At 41.8% G+C, this 13,613-nt stretch carries 14 protein-coding genes and 1 tRNA gene; 8 read left to right on the forward strand and 7 right to left on the reverse strand.

Annotated elements, in window-relative coordinates; genetic code table 11:
- Positions 1-137: 137 nt before the first annotated feature.
- On the reverse strand, positions 138-722 hold the full coding sequence (locus HXY43_RS19195) for a PAP/fibrillin family protein (protein WP_290886162.1): 585 nt from the start codon (positions 720-722) through the stop codon (positions 138-140).
- A 239-nt stretch (positions 723-961) separates the two neighbouring features.
- Here HXY43_RS19195 and HXY43_RS19200 point away from each other — a divergent pair, with 239 nt between their 5' ends.
- Positions 962-1,204, forward strand: coding sequence for a DUF3134 domain-containing protein (locus tag HXY43_RS19200; protein WP_026733114.1), 243 nt, complete (start codon positions 962-964; stop codon positions 1,202-1,204).
- Positions 1,205-1,286: 82 nt separating this feature from the next.
- The gene (gene mraY, locus HXY43_RS19205; RefSeq protein ID WP_290886165.1) at positions 1,287-2,387 is read left to right on the forward strand and encodes a phospho-N-acetylmuramoyl-pentapeptide-transferase; all 1,101 of its coding nucleotides are present in this window, start codon (positions 1,287-1,289) and stop codon (positions 2,385-2,387) included.
- 392 nt (positions 2,388-2,779) lie between these two features.
- On the opposite strand, the gene HXY43_RS19210 is transcribed toward mraY, so the two are convergent.
- Positions 2,780-4,114: a serine hydrolase gene (locus tag HXY43_RS19210; RefSeq protein ID WP_290886168.1), complete on the reverse strand. Its 1,335-nt coding sequence runs from the start codon at positions 4,112-4,114 to the stop codon at positions 2,780-2,782.
- 497 nt (positions 4,115-4,611) lie between these two features.
- On the opposite strand from HXY43_RS19210, the gene remA reads away from it, so the two are divergent.
- Both remA and gmk read left to right on the forward strand, forming a co-directional pair.
- Positions 4,612-4,878 carry an extracellular matrix/biofilm regulator RemA gene (gene remA, locus HXY43_RS19215; protein WP_026733117.1) on the forward strand — a complete coding sequence of 89 codons (267 nt, stop codon included), beginning with the start codon at positions 4,612-4,614 and terminating at the stop codon, positions 4,876-4,878.
- A gap of 177 nt (positions 4,879-5,055) precedes the next feature.
- Positions 5,056-5,655: a guanylate kinase gene (gmk, locus tag HXY43_RS19220; protein ID WP_026733118.1), complete on the forward strand. Its 600-nt coding sequence runs from the start codon at positions 5,056-5,058 to the stop codon at positions 5,653-5,655.
- Between the two features lie 166 nt (positions 5,656-5,821).
- Here the strand turns inward: gmk and HXY43_RS19225 are convergent, their stop codons facing one another.
- The 3 genes from HXY43_RS19225 to HXY43_RS19235 all read right to left on the reverse strand — a co-directional run bounded on the left by HXY43_RS19225 (position 5,822) and on the right by HXY43_RS19235 (position 7,329).
- The gene (locus tag HXY43_RS19225; protein WP_290886173.1) at positions 5,822-6,340 is read right to left on the reverse strand and encodes a photosystem I reaction center protein subunit XI; all 519 of its coding nucleotides are present in this window, start codon (positions 6,338-6,340) and stop codon (positions 5,822-5,824) included.
- A 316-nt stretch (positions 6,341-6,656) separates the two neighbouring features.
- Positions 6,657-6,794 (reverse strand): photosystem I reaction center subunit IX, encoded by a 138-nt coding sequence (psaJ, locus tag HXY43_RS19230; protein ID WP_009459082.1) that lies wholly within the window; start codon positions 6,792-6,794, stop codon positions 6,657-6,659.
- Positions 6,795-6,831: 37 nt separating this feature from the next.
- Positions 6,832-7,329, reverse strand: a complete 498-nt coding sequence (locus HXY43_RS19235; RefSeq protein WP_290886198.1) for a Photosystem I reaction center subunit III — start codon at positions 7,327-7,329, stop codon at positions 6,832-6,834.
- Positions 7,330-7,812: 483 nt separating this feature from the next.
- On the opposite strand from HXY43_RS19235, the gene tsaD reads away from it, so the two are divergent.
- Positions 7,813-8,856, forward strand: a complete 1,044-nt coding sequence (gene tsaD / locus HXY43_RS19240) for a tRNA (adenosine(37)-N6)-threonylcarbamoyltransferase complex transferase subunit TsaD (protein WP_290886201.1) — start codon at positions 7,813-7,815, stop codon at positions 8,854-8,856.
- Between the two features lie 91 nt (positions 8,857-8,947).
- Here tsaD and HXY43_RS19245 read toward each other — a convergent pair whose 3' ends face one another.
- Both HXY43_RS19245 and HXY43_RS19250 read right to left on the reverse strand, forming a co-directional pair.
- A complete protein-coding gene (locus tag HXY43_RS19245) occupies positions 8,948-9,928 on the reverse strand; it encodes an alpha/beta hydrolase (RefSeq protein WP_290886203.1) in 981 nt (326 codons plus the stop codon).
- A 116-nt stretch (positions 9,929-10,044) separates the two neighbouring features.
- Entirely contained in the window at positions 10,045-10,764 is a 720-nt protein-coding gene (locus tag HXY43_RS19250; RefSeq protein WP_026733122.1) for a hypothetical protein, read from the reverse strand.
- Positions 10,765-11,062: 298 nt separating this feature from the next.
- Between HXY43_RS19250 and HXY43_RS19255 the strand changes: the two genes are divergently transcribed.
- The 3 genes from HXY43_RS19255 (at position 11,063) to HXY43_RS19265 (ending at position 13,431) form a co-directional block, all read left to right on the forward strand.
- Positions 11,063-11,590, forward strand: a complete 528-nt coding sequence (locus HXY43_RS19255; protein WP_026733123.1) for a GNAT family N-acetyltransferase — start codon at positions 11,063-11,065, stop codon at positions 11,588-11,590.
- A gap of 379 nt (positions 11,591-11,969) precedes the next feature.
- Positions 11,970-12,043: transfer RNA gene (locus tag HXY43_RS19260), tRNA-Pro, on the forward strand.
- A gap of 551 nt (positions 12,044-12,594) precedes the next feature.
- Positions 12,595-13,431 (forward strand): Tic22 family protein, encoded by an 837-nt coding sequence (locus HXY43_RS19265; RefSeq protein WP_290886206.1) that lies wholly within the window; start codon positions 12,595-12,597, stop codon positions 13,429-13,431.
- The last annotated feature ends 182 nt before the right edge of the window (positions 13,432-13,613 follow it).

Genomic DNA, 13,613 nt, shown 5'->3' on the forward strand with positions numbered 1-13,613 from the left:
ATGCCCAATGCCCAATGCCCAATGCCCAATGCCCAATGCCCAATGCCCCACGCCCCACCAATAAGGTGTGAGACCCTCCTTGACAAAGCCTGAATCCTAGAATATCCTCTTGTCGCGAACAATAAATTATGGTGAACCTATGCCTTGGTTAGAACAAATACACTACCCTCGTTACCCCTGCCTATCCGCAATTCGCTATCTAAATAGGTAATATCCAACCAGCCTTGTTGTTCGTTACTGTTAAGAGGAAAGTCAAGGGCAGTAAATTTTTGACCAGCTTCTATTCGTTGGATAAAACTGTCAGGAGAGTTATAGTCGATTAAACGTTGTAAACCAACAATCGAACGCTCAAATTTGACTTGGACACGGCGACCGGAGACTGGCTCAAATTTGGCAGCTACACTAACTAAACTTTCGAGTAAGGGTAAACCATAAATCTCGGCTATGTTGTAGACGCTGTTAGTATTAACGCGAATACACTGATAGATTTCACCGAGTTTGCTCAAAGGAAAGCGATCGAGATTCAAAAGAGCTTTGCTAGTGGTATATAGTAATCGCCAATTACCATCCAGCAAATCACCAGCTTCCACTGGACGTGGTGTAGGGTTAAGGTCTTCCAAATTAGCGATCGCAACTAAAATAGCTTGTTTATCTTGCTCAGTTGCCAACAGACCGCGATTTTTTCCAGCAATTGCTTCTAAAAGAGTTGCTTTTCCCAACATCACCTGTCACCTCAAACAGTATTAGTCTCAATAAACAATAAGAATAAAGTTGATGCCCTATGTATAGCGCCGTATTTATAACTAATTTGCTATCACTGTATGTTGCGTTGATAGTAAAACTCAAAAAAATTTGTCGGATTTCAGAAGTAACTAGTTGAATGATTAACTAAAATCTTCCGTATCAAGTGGTAGACTCTTAATGTCAAGCTACAATAGCCCCTCTTGTCTCTTAGTCAGATATGCTGAATTCTCCATTACGTGAAGAACCCCGCAACCAACGCGCAGCTGTAATACCATTAAAGCAAGAGTCCTCACTTTTGGACTGGTTACAGACTAGCGGTCGTCTCATAGCCCGTGATGCCCATGAAGCAGATTTCACTCAAGAAAACGAAGAGGAGATTTCTGAATTTTTGGGTGGCGATGATGGTATAGCCGATTATGACTTCGATGACGATGATGATATTGTTCCAGACGAAGAATAGCCTGTAAAGGCTGGAGAGTTTCTATCTTAAAAAATCCCAACTGTTCATCCGTTGTACAAGTGTGGAGTGAGGGGAAATATCCGTGGACGCTAAATTATCTCCTGACCAGGGATTGAATATTTCTGGCATTGGTCTAGTCTCGTTATTAGGTGTAGGATTAAGTGTCGCAGCACTGGTTTTCGATTCAATGGCGAATAGATCGCCTTGGCAATTGGCTTCGCTAAGCTTGCCGTTACTAATCAGTGCTGTAATTTCAGCAGCAGTGGGCTTCTTTGTAGTACCAATGCTGCAAGCACTTAAAACTGGGCAAATTATCCGTGAAGATGGCCCCCAAGCCCACCTGAAAAAGGCTGGCACCCCAACAATGGGGGGCATATTTTTTATCCCAGTGGCAGCGATCGCTGCCTGTGTATTGTCTAAGTTTACTACAGAAGTACTCGCTGTTTCTGCATTGACACTGAGCTACGGGTTAATTGGCTGGATCGATGACTGGCAAATTTTGCGCCGCAAGTCCAATAAAGGTATTTCTCCACAGATGAAACTTGCTCTCCAGATTGGTTTTGCTGCTCTTTTCTGTCTTTGGCTGATTTTTAATCAACCTTCTGAGATTACAAATTTAGCTTTACCCTTTGGTTTCTCTCTACCCTTGGGCTTGCTATTCTGGCCTTTAGCTGGCTTTGTACTAGTGGCAGAAAGTAATGCTACTAATTTAACAGATGGCATTGATGGTTTAGCCGCAGGAACAGTAGCGATCGCATTGCTAGCCCTAGGTGCGCTCATTGCTCCTACTTCGCCTGGATTGATGATTTTCTGTGCTGCTTTATGTGGTAGTTGCTTGGGCTTTTTAGCACACAACCGTAACCCAGCCCGTGTTTTCATGGGAGATACTGGTTCCCTAGCCCTAGGAGGTGCTTTAGCAGCAGTAGGACTACTAACTAACAGCCTCTTAGCACTGTTCATTCTCAGTGGCATCTTCTTTGTAGAAACCCTTTCTGTAATGGCACAGGTTTCCTATTACAAAGCAACAAAAGGCCCTGATGGAAAAGGGAAGCGCCTGTTGAAAATGGCTCCTTTACACCATCATCTAGAACTCTCTGGTTGGTCAGAACTACAAGTTGTTGCTGTGTTTTATGTAATGAGCGCCATACTGGGTGTGATATGTTTGGCGATTGGTAAATTCTGAATATTCTAACAATATTAATCAAAGTAATTTACCTCCTCTAGTTGGGGAGGTTGTTTTTTTGTAATTAAAACTGTAATTACACTATTACGCCTGATGTGAATTAATACCAATTGAAAAAAAGATTGCAACAGATGGATTTACATAACCTATACCCAGGAGGATTTCTCAATCACGCCACGTGCTTTATGCCGGGATACCCGTCCACCGCAGTGGCTACAAAATCTAAAATCCAAAATCCAAAATGGTATAAAGCTACGATAAAATTTACGTTTTAGAAATCGACCGCAGATACACAATAAATAAAAGTTTTTCCTCTGCCTTCCCCCCTCTTGTAGGAGGAAATGAGGGGGGTACACACAAATAGATTTTGCTTATGCATTTATGTCATTTGTTTACAGTCTTGTATTGCGATAAATCATACGCTTATAAACAAGACGAGATATCTGAGGAAAAATTTCTCCGTCATTGGCGTATGCTGAGTTTTGAGCAAAAATAGTCAAAATATAACTTTTATTATCTTCTGTGGAAACCATTGCTGCCTCTGTGCGAGAGCGAGAAGTCCAACCGGCTTTAGAATGAAAACTAACATTAGCTTTAGATAAGGACTGACCAAAAAAACCTCGCACAGGATTAAAGCTATATAAATTCGGATCTTGCCACGCTTCAGGATTTAAATCCCTTTTGAGCCATTTGCACATTTTTTGACTAGCTTGTTCAGAAACAGCCTGTTTGAGATAACAAATTTCGTACATTAGTCTAGCTGCGTGTTTGGTTGTAATCTTGTTAGAGTTCCAAACTGTCTTACCTAACATTTGCAATTCACTACCCTTGGGTCTGGAAAGATTGAGGTAGTAAAGTGGAAATGTTTTTTGACTAATATTGATGTGTTTGTAGCCTGCTTGTTGGAAAAATCGATTAAGTTGTTGGCGTTTATTTTTCAATTTTTGAAACTTGGCACTCTTGAGTCTTGATTGAGAACGCGTACCTGTAATTTGGTCAACAATATAGCTAGCAGCTTCATTATCAGATTCCTTAATCATCTTTGCTATATAAGGAGTAAAATCATCCTCATTGTTCCAAATACCGTTCTCTATTTGGGCATATAAAACTGCCAACCAAAACATTTTAACTACGCTGGCAGGATATCTCGGTATATCTTGCTGGTATCCCGCAGTTTCACCAGTATTCGCATCTATCAAAGTAATTGATAAATCTTTTCGAGGCAGACCTTTTGCTGTTGCAAGTTTAACAATATCGTTAACAATTCTTTGCAATTCTTGACTCTGGCTGAAATCTGGAGATGTAGTGAGATTATAGGCAACTTCTGAATATTCTTTTCCTAGTTGACGAGAAGGAATGGGTAGTGATTTAGCAATAGCCCAATCCGGACGTGGCGGTCGAATAGCACGTAAATTTAATGGTTTTCGACTGGATGATTTTGCTGGGAACTGGGTAGAACTCTGCTGCTGAGTAGTAAATAAACTTAATGGTTTTTGGTTAGATGTTGTGGCAGAAACCAATAGAAGAGATGGCTGAGGATCGGTGAGTGAGTTTGATGGCTGTTGAGTAGATAATTTTGTAGATTTTGCTATAACATACTTAGTCATTAAGGTAGCTGCCAATACAAAGGGAATCGTCATTCTCACCGTTGCAGTATTTAAGCTAGCAGCAAAACGTAATGCTGATAGTCGCTGAGATGAGGGCTTAGATTGGCGCGATTTCTGCATTTTTACTTTTGATTTGTAATAAATGTGGTTTGCAAATATAAAATTGCAATAATCAGAGTGCTTATTTTACCAAAAGGTCATAGTATAAAACAAATCTGCTCCTATTGTCGGTGGTAGTAAAGCTCTAGTCAATAAAATAACTTGATTAAACGTAATAATGCCTATCTAAATTAACCTGTTATTTTATAAATCTTTAGAACTGACTTACAAAGTAGTCGGTCATACATTAACTTCACAACAATATAGATATAAAAGAAAATACTTTTATCTTATTTTTTAAATAGATACACGTTAGACAGTGGTTTAACTTATTTAGAATTGTGTATATCTTTGGGAAGATTTTGAGTTAACTTAGCTGAGAAACACCTAAAAAAAGCATTTCTTATCTAAAAACAAAAGCTGGCGTAAAATTAAGCGTTGTAACTCCAATTCTTTAGGGATAACATTGGAAATAGTTCTGATTAAGCTTCTCACACCGCGCTTGGTGTCAGTTTTTTATGGACATTCAGTTAATCAACATCGGTTTTGGCAACATCGTGTCTGCCAACCGAGTAGTTGCCATTGTCAGTCCAGAGTCTGCCCCGATTAAGCGAATCATTACTGATGCACGGGATCGAGGTCAACTTATTGATGCAACCTACGGTCGCCGCACCAGGGCTGTAATTATTACTGATTCCAGCCATGTTATTCTTTCAGCGATTCAACCGGAAACGGTAGCGAATCGCTTCGTGGTTTCCCGCGATCATCAGGTGGTGGATAATTGAATCAGGGGTGGGTTAAAATATCTACTCCCCTTTGTGCCGTGCCGACAGTAACATGTGAATTAGACAAGTTTTCTGTCACTCGTGCTACGAATTTCTCAGTCATATAGTCGCCCTACCAACTTACAAAGGCTAGTGACTAATGAATAATGTCTATTAATTGATTCACAGATTGAGCGGATGATGCAAGTTTTATCCATCCAGAGTGGTGCTACTACCAAAGATTGCTCTTCTCCTGGCAAGCTTGTTGTCTTGACCGGGCCTAGCGGTGTGGGCAAAGGCACTTTAATGCGATCGCTTCTTCAGCGTCATCCAGAGTTTTATTACTCCGTATCTGCAACCACTCGTCCTCCTCGTCCAGGAGAAGTCGATGGTAGAGATTATTACTTTATTAGCCGCAGCAAATTTGAACAATTGGTGGCGGCTGGTGAATTCTTGGAGTGGGCAGAATTTGCTGGTAACTATTACGGTACTCCCCGTGAACCTGTTATCAACCAAATTTGCTCTGGCAAAATGGTTGTGCTAGAAATTGAGCTAGAAGGAGCACGACAAATTCGTCATTCCTTTCCTAGCGCACTCAGCATTTTCATTCTGCCGCCTTCCTTCAGCGAATTGGAAAAGCGGATACGGGGACGCGGACAAGATTCTGAAGAAGCGATCGCTCGTCGTTTGCGCCGCGCTCAAGAAGAAATTAACGCTGCTAATGAATTTGATATTCAAATCGTTAATGACGATTTTGAAACTGCCCTCAATTCTATTGAAGCGGCTTTATTTGGATAGTTAACCACCACTTTTAAACACCTCTAATTTCTTTGGCTAACAGCCAACAAAGGACACAAAGTAAAAGCTTTACGCCTTTTACTCTGTGTCCTTTGTAATTTTGTTAGTAGTTAGTAGTTAGTTGTTAGTTGTTTACCACTAACCACTATCCACTAACCACTAACTACTAACCAAAAAAACCTTGAATGAATGCCAAATTGGTAGTTAAAAAGTATGCTGTGACTGCACCACCAATAGCGCCAATTAAGAAAGCACTGCCAAAGTTGCTCCAACCTTCTTTAGATTGGAAAGCATCGGGAGTGTTGGGTACGGTAACGCTAGCAACAGGTTGGGGGGGATTGCTATTGGCATACAAAGATAAGGCCGCACTCAATATCACAACCAAACCTATGGTTGACAATAACCCAGCTAAGTTGGCATTGACTGTGTTCCGCAGGGGACCCAATTTGGCGAAGGGGCCAAACAGCCAGTAACCATGAGCCATGCCAATTTCTAGCCCTCTTCTAAAAGGAGTAATACCTTGACGGTAGGCAGGCAAGTTATTAATGAACCACTTAGTAAAAGGAGAAGAATTGATCGGAGTTTCTAGGTTGCCAACCTGCGGATCGCGTTTTGCGGGAAAAACAACCTCCCGATTTCTAGGATCGCTAGGAAGATTTTTTGATGCATCTACTGCTTGCGCCATATTTTATTTTCGCCTCTAAGACAGTATGGTGGCAATATTTTATATTAATAATAATTGTAGTTGAGTAGGCTTTTTGAAAGGTATGTTTAAAAAAATTAATTTAGTGATTTTTATCTGTTTTTATAAATATGAAAAATCCATGCTGTTTCCAGCATTTTAAAATTTAAAGAAATAATTTTGATTACTTGTTTATTTAGTTATTTGTTGATTGTTGGTTGTTGATTGTTGTTTGTTACTTCAAACAACTACCAACTACCAACAAACAACACATTCTAACCACTAACCACGCGTTTAATAATTAAAACCCGTTAGCTATCTATGGTAACGGGTGAAAAAGTAGGTCAGGGAAAAAGCGGTTAAATTCAATCAAAATACCAGCTGTGATAAACAGCCAGATTGTAGTGATGACAGGTGCAGTGCTAAGAAACTTAAAGAAAGGGCTTTGATTATCCATGAATTCATCTCCAAAAAAGTGAATGGGCCAAACTCAACTAGCGTGGCGAAATAGGAATTTCTTCATCCCTGGCTGTTAATTCACCAGAAAGCAACTCTTTGATTGCTGCTGCTGGCCAAGCAAAGCCGGATAGCATGATGGGCAGTGCTAAGGGTACTTCGATTTGGATTTCTTTCTGTTCTACATCGCCTCCCTGCTTTTTGATTGTTTGCAGATAGGCACGACCTACCCAACCAATCCAACCGGCAATGTACAAAAAGAGAATGCTGGGGATCAAAAAGTCACCAGCACGATCCAAACGACCATCAACAATTAGGTGAGGTAAACCCTCTGGACCACACAGCGCCTGAGAATAACGCTCAAATCGTTTTTGCCCAGAATTGGGATCGGCAGTAGTATTGCGAGCAACTTGTGCCCGTTGCTGAAAGGCAGGAGATTCACTACAAGGCACAAGGTCAGCTCCTAACGCTTTAGCGGAAGGAGCAAAATTCAACCAAAGACAAATCGCTAAAATCAAAGCAAACAAGCGTCGCATGGAATTGTTTCCTTTTATGACGAAACAAATATTTTTTTGTACAAAACGAAGCGGCTTGTACAATTGTGATTTGCACAACTATGAAGTCATTATAGTTTCATAGAATAAAGGTAAATACTTAAGTTACCTTTATTTTATGTTTATGGGAACTATACCCAACGGCTGAACTACTACAGCCAAGATCGGAAGAGGATTTGCTCCATTTCCGACTACTTTATAGAAGCGTGTTCGCTTTTGATGACCAGTAAAAATGCGTAATTTTTTATCTGGTCTTTTGTAAGCTTGTGGAGGTGAAATCCACAATTAAACCAGGTTAAACAAGGCTTTTGGCAGGTATTAATCTGACATATTTGCCTATTTTTCCTGTTATTTTGAGGGATTTTTAGTCTATGGCAATCATACTCTTGCCCGTGAACCGAGTAAAGTTGAAGTCAATAAAAGTTAAAGTTTCTCAAACTAGTCTTTATTTGGCATAACCCTACAATGGCAACTGTTTTAGCGATAGAAACCAGCTGTGATGAAACTGCTGTGGCAATTGTTAACAATCGTCAAGTGATGAGTAATATTATTGCCTCGCAAATCCCTGTTCACAGTCAGTATGGTGGGGTAGTACCGGAAGTTGCTTCGAGGCAGCACTTAGAAATAATCAATGGAGCGATCGCTCAAGCTCTAGAACAAGCTCAACTTGACTGGAGAGAAATCGATGGCATCGCTGCCACCTGTGCCCCTGGATTGGTAGGAGCGCTGCTGGTTGGGTTGACTGCCGCCAAAACCCTAGCAGTAGTACATAACAAGCCTTTTTTAGGAGTTCATCACCTCGAAGGTCACATTTATGCAACTTACCTAAGTGAGCCTGACTTACAGCCTGCTTTCCTTAGCTTACTCGTTTCCGGCGGACACACAAGCTTGATTTACGTCAAAGACTGTGGTGAATACCAAACTCTAGGTGAAACTCGTGATGATGCCGCTGGTGAAGCCTTTGATAAAGTGGCGCGTCTGTTGCAGTTGGGGTATCCCGGCGGGCCAGTCATAGACCGTTTAGCAAAGCAAGGGAATTCCCAAGCGTTTAGCCTGCCAGAAGGGAAAGTTTCCCTGCCGCATGGTGGGTATCATCCCTATGATGCGAGTTTTAGCGGCTTAAAGACGGCGGTGCTGCGACTGGTGCAGCAATTGGAAAAACAAGAGCAGCCTGTACCAGTGGCAGACGTGGCAGCAAGTTTTCAGGATACCGTAGCACGATCGCTCACTAAAAGAGCGATCGCTTGTGCGATCGACTATGGTCTAAATACAATCGCTGTTGGTGGAGGCGTAGCGGCTAATAGTGCTCTGCGAGAACACCTACAAGCAGCAGGAGCACAGCATAACCTCCGCGTGTTATTCCCCCCCCTGAAACTTTGCACCGACAATGCTGCCATGATTGGCTGTGCGGCTGCTGACCATCTTAACCGTGGTCATACCTCACCCTTAACACTTGGCGTGCAGTCTCGACTAGGACTAACTCAGGTGATGGAGTTGTATAAGCATTAGGGGGAAAGGGGAAAGGGGACAGGGGACAGGGGAAAGGGGAAAAAATTTCTTCCTTCTTCCTTCTTCCCTATCTCCCCATCTCTCCATCTCTCTATCTCCCTCTCTCCCTATCTCCCACTCTCCCACTCTCGTGTTCTCCCACTTTCTCACTCTCGCTGTGACTATGCTGAGCAATAATCGAGCGGATGCGATCGGCAACCGGATCTGGTTGTTCTAACATTGCCAGGTGTCCGCAATTAGGAATTTCGATGACATTGTCACCACAGTATTGGAACAATCGATGAAAACTCGCCAAGTGACGAACATATTTTGGTTCCATTACCTTATCGTGAGCACCAGCGAGGAAATAAACCGGCTGTTTTAACTGAGATACCAGCTGGGGTAAGCGATTAATTTCTTCCTCAGTTGTAGACTCAAGCAGTGTTCCCAAAGCAGCTTCTGGATCGGCAACGATAAAATCAATCATTCGTTGACGTGCCCAATACCGCTCTAGGGGACGCGCCACACTTGCTCTAGTAAACAGCAAATCAATCAAAGGCACTTGACTGAGCCACCGAGGACGGATTTGCAAAAACCGTTGACCTGCTGAGCGAAATTGCTCAAAGGCTTCTTTTAGATAAATACCACCACCGGCATTGATACAGATAACTCCCCGAACACGTTCGGTGTTCTGAGCTGCTCCCCAAAGAGCGATCGTACCTCCCAAGGAGTGACCAATAAGCCAGGCACTGGTAATATTGAGCTGTTCTAGGAGAGCCACTAAATCCCGTGCATAGGCCGCTGGTGTATAAAGAGAATCAAAGGGATTTACAAAATCAGTCCGGTAGGTGGAACTCAGGCTAAAAGCAGCCCCATCATCAATAAAACCGGTTTTTGCCTTGGGCTGGGACTCACCAAAACCTCTTAGATCATAAGATAGACACTGGAAATCAGCTGACAGGCGGGAAATCACAGGTTGCCAATAGCCACGACTGTTAAGCCAGCCGTGGATAAATACGAGAGTATGGGGGCAGGAGGTAGGAGCTGTGAGTTCGTATGCGTGTGGAACGCCCAATATTTCGATGGTAGCCATACTTCTATCGTACCCTTAAGAGCGGGTGCGACAGAATAGAAATAGTCAATAGTCATTGGTCATTGGTCATTGGTACTTAATATTAAAGACAAATGACAAAGGACAAATAACTTTTTTCATCTGCCCAGTAATCTCTGCCGCACTCCTTCAGCAATTTTGTGACCCAAGTATTCCGGGATCAGGCTTTCATTCGGTCCCAACAAATAGAGAATTAAGCGTGTACGTCCACGCCAAACTAGCAGATTGGCATTTACTACCAAAAGATCTTCCTGCCAGATAGCGTACATGACTTTATAAAATAATCCCGGTTGGTTATCAGCTTCTATTACTAAGGCAGGGAGATGAAATACCGGATCGACGTAGAACTCGGTTTGTACCTGCTCTAAGCCAGCATCAAGATTAAATTCTACTGCTAGCATCTCTTCTACCTCAAACCGCCCTGCTAAAGCTTCTCGAACAGCACGGCAGACATTTTCTGAGGTCTTGTCACTCAGAGCTTTGCTACCACGAGATACCAGCAGCTTGATAAATACCAACATCGGCGGTCGAATCTGACCGTATAAACTTAAACCGTGAATTGTCAGCCCATAAGCCGCCAGCACACCAAATATATCACTGAGGAGAAACGACTGGTTGCGGTAGGCAAAATGCAGAGCGCTTTTGCTACCTTCCTGTTTCAACTCAATAACGGCACGTCTGGTTTTATAGAGACGGTAGGCTAACCGCAAGTTTTGCAGCTGAATCTCACTGCTGACAAATTGCTCATAAAACTGAGGAAAAGCGCGGTTAAAGCGCTTTAGGAGTTCTAGTGTTGAAGATTTTAAACCAGAAGCCATCTTTGGGAGTAAGCCTTGCTTGCTGTCATCAAATCTAAAGCGTTCATCGGTGTTATTTACAATTGCGTCTGTTGATTATTGCCCTTTTAGTCAATTTCTCCTAGCCTTTACCACAAAATGCTAAAGTTGAAAATGATTGGTGTGAAATAAGCGCTTACTGACAGCTGCCATTGGATATCTCAACAACAGCTAAAAGCAAAGATTGTAAGGGATATCAACGATGGATAGCTCAGTTAAACCTTAATCTACACTCTTTCATTAAAAACCAACTCAGTTATACTACCCGAACCAAGCAGGCATGGGTTTTTGGAAAACTTGGTTTAGTGCTTCTGAACCGATCGCAACAAATAGAAAGACTCCTTTTGAAGAGCATACAGTGGATGCCGCAGGGGATTCCAGCTACAGTGGTGAACGTATTGTTTTCAGCACAGAACGAGATATTGATTTGTATGAACTCGAAGAACTCTGTGATGCTGTCGGTTGGTCGCGCCGTCCTTTAAGAAAAGTCAAAAAAGCTATTGAGCATAGTTTTCTCGTAGCCTCAATGTGGCAAGTGCGAGGAAACAAGAGGCGGCTCATTGGTTTTGCCCGTGCTACTTCAGATCATGCTTTTAATGCCACTATTTGGGATGTAGTAGTTCATCCAGACTTTCAAGGTAGGGGACTGGGTAAGGCATTGATGAAATACGTACTCAAAAAACTGAGGAGTGAAGAAATTAGCAATGTCACTCTATTTGCCGATCCTCACGTTGTAGACTTCTACAGAAGTTTAGGTTTTATGTCCGATCCAGAAGGTATTAAAGGTATGTTTTGGTATCCTCAATAAGCAGGTAAGTGGCAATAGAAGCAGCTATGTTAAGGAGTGTAAAAATTGCTGAAACCCTTACCAATGAAAAATAACAAATGACAAATGAAGACCCTTACGAGTTAACTTTATTCGTGCCGATCTACTTAATCTCTAATACAAATACAGCCGCTGACCAATATTAAAGTAAGCCATACTGAGTCGATAATTATAAAAAGTGCGGAAATTTTCCACGTCTTGCGAAAAAAAAGCGGTTGACATACAAATCATTTCCTTGTAGTGTTAGAATAGCATAACAATTACAACTGTGCATTTCTTCTTAGTAGCGCGTGAGTTGTTATGGTTTGTGACAAGCAAGAAGTAAAGTAAGATTCCCACACTTCTTGTAGTGAGACATAGCCGGGATGTAGCGCAGCTTGGTAGCGCGCCTGCTTTGGGAGCAGGATGCCGCAGGTTCAAATCCTGTCATCCCGATATTAATGTTTTCACTTATTAAGCCCTAGAGTCATGACATGCCTCTAGGGTTTTCTATTTCTCTCATAAGAAAACAAAATTTGACCATATTTTTAATATGAAATTAATTTAGGAACTTACTGGTGATTAGATTAGCACTGCGCTTGCCTATTTTTACTGAAAAACAAAAATTTGCAGTTTTGCTACTGGATTGATTTTAAGGTATAACAGACAAATTCAATTGCCTTGAGGATGTGTGTCGATTTAAGCATTGATTTTTTAATGTCGCAGGTGGAACGATTGATTATGCTGTGGCGTCAACTATGGCATAGTAAGCAATAAAATGACATTTGTCGCCTACAGAAGCAAGAAACTTTTCAGCATCTGAAAGCAACACATCACAGGCATCTATCTAAATTATTTTGCAGTCAATCTCGAAGCGAAATTGACAAACGCAAAACAGCACAGTCAACTGGAAAAAGGGATACTATAACAGAAACTAGTTGGTTCTGTGCCAATTCAACCATTTATTTGACTTGATTCAAATTGAAGTATTGATGCTAGGAGCAGTCATGAAATCATTGGTTCGCTGGGGCACAACATTAGGTTTAGTGGGAAGTACTCTACTAGCAACATTTTTAAGCGGAAATGTCCCAGTACTAGCATTACCAGAACAACAAATAAAAGAAAAACTGGATTCAGTACCAGTATTTTTAATCACGAATCCCCAAGGTTTGCCGCTTAGTCGTCCTTTAGAAGGGCAAAACGCACAAGCACAAAAGGGTGGCTCGGTGACAGGCGTTTATATGAGCCAGCAGGAAGCTCAGGCTTTCATTAACCAGCTGCGGAATGTTAAAGACAAAGATCCGAAAACAGCAGAAATGCTAAAAAGCCTGCAAGTAACAGCAGTGCCCCTCGGAGTAATTTACCAGCAATTACAGCAAAGCAAAAATCAACCAAACCGTCTGTTATTTGCCTTTAAACCTGTAGATAAAGAGATACAGGGGGCAATGGATTTGCTTAAACAAAGCGGTCAAGACGTAAAACAGTTTAGAAGCGTACCTACTTTTTTGGTGAGATTTGCACCAGATAAAGGATATGTGCCTATTCAGTTGGGAGCTGACAAGAAAGAATATGTTCCTGTGTTTATGAGCAAGCAAGATGCAGATAGTTTGCTCAAGCAGGTGAAGCCCAAATTTCCCAAGGCTGATATTCAAGTAGTGGATGTGGACGGAATCATTAAAACCTTACAGGAGAAAAACGACAAGTGGCTGGAACAAGTAATATTTTTCCCATCTCCAGAGGCTAGACAATACATCCAGACACTTCCCAAAACAAACGCTCCTACTCCAAACCAAGCAGCACCTGCCCAGCCAAACCAAGCAGCACCCGCCCAGCCGAAAAAATAACAAAATCAATTATCAGTGAACAGCGAACAGTTATCAGATTCAGAGTGATGGATATAAAAAAACGGGCGTTGCTGAATCAAGATATGAATTTACAATTCACGGGTATGTAGAGACGTAGCATTGCTACGTCTCTACAATGATTTGGCATCGAACTACAAAAATGTATGCACACATAATTCATG

Origin of the sequence: Fischerella sp. (assembly GCF_013388695.1) — a bacterium.
Taxonomy (GTDB): domain Bacteria; phylum Cyanobacteriota; class Cyanobacteriia; order Cyanobacteriales; family Nostocaceae; genus PCC9605.

What these genes read in the sequence shown, in the direction of transcription:
- tsaD (WP_290886201.1), top strand. Translation starts at nt 7,813, where the DNA reads ATGGCAACTGTTTTAGCGATAGAAACCAGCTGTGATGAAACTGCTGTG.
- HXY43_RS19235 (WP_290886198.1), bottom strand. Translation starts at nt 7,329, where the DNA reads ATGCGACGCTTGTTTGCTTTGATTTTAGCGATTTGTCTTTGGTTGAAT.
- HXY43_RS19200 (WP_026733114.1), top strand. Translation starts at nt 962, where the DNA reads ATGCTGAATTCTCCATTACGTGAAGAACCCCGCAACCAACGCGCAGCT.
- psaJ (WP_009459082.1), bottom strand. Translation starts at nt 6,794, where the DNA reads ATGGATAATCAAAGCCCTTTCTTTAAGTTTCTTAGCACTGCACCTGTC.
- HXY43_RS19255 (WP_026733123.1), top strand. Translation starts at nt 11,063, where the DNA reads ATGGGTTTTTGGAAAACTTGGTTTAGTGCTTCTGAACCGATCGCAACA.
- HXY43_RS19250 (WP_026733122.1), bottom strand. Translation starts at nt 10,764, where the DNA reads ATGGCTTCTGGTTTAAAATCTTCAACACTAGAACTCCTAAAGCGCTTT.
- HXY43_RS19195 (WP_290886162.1), bottom strand. Translation starts at nt 722, where the DNA reads ATGTTGGGAAAAGCAACTCTTTTAGAAGCAATTGCTGGAAAAAATCGC.
- HXY43_RS19265 (WP_290886206.1), top strand. Translation starts at nt 12,595, where the DNA reads ATGAAATCATTGGTTCGCTGGGGCACAACATTAGGTTTAGTGGGAAGT.
- gmk (WP_026733118.1), top strand. Translation starts at nt 5,056, where the DNA reads ATGATGCAAGTTTTATCCATCCAGAGTGGTGCTACTACCAAAGATTGC.
- remA (WP_026733117.1), top strand. Translation starts at nt 4,612, where the DNA reads ATGGACATTCAGTTAATCAACATCGGTTTTGGCAACATCGTGTCTGCC.
- HXY43_RS19245 (WP_290886203.1), bottom strand. Translation starts at nt 9,928, where the DNA reads ATGGCTACCATCGAAATATTGGGCGTTCCACACGCATACGAACTCACA.
- HXY43_RS19225 (WP_290886173.1), bottom strand. Translation starts at nt 6,340, where the DNA reads ATGGCGCAAGCAGTAGATGCATCAAAAAATCTTCCTAGCGATCCTAGA.
- HXY43_RS19210 (WP_290886168.1), bottom strand. Translation starts at nt 4,114, where the DNA reads ATGCAGAAATCGCGCCAATCTAAGCCCTCATCTCAGCGACTATCAGCA.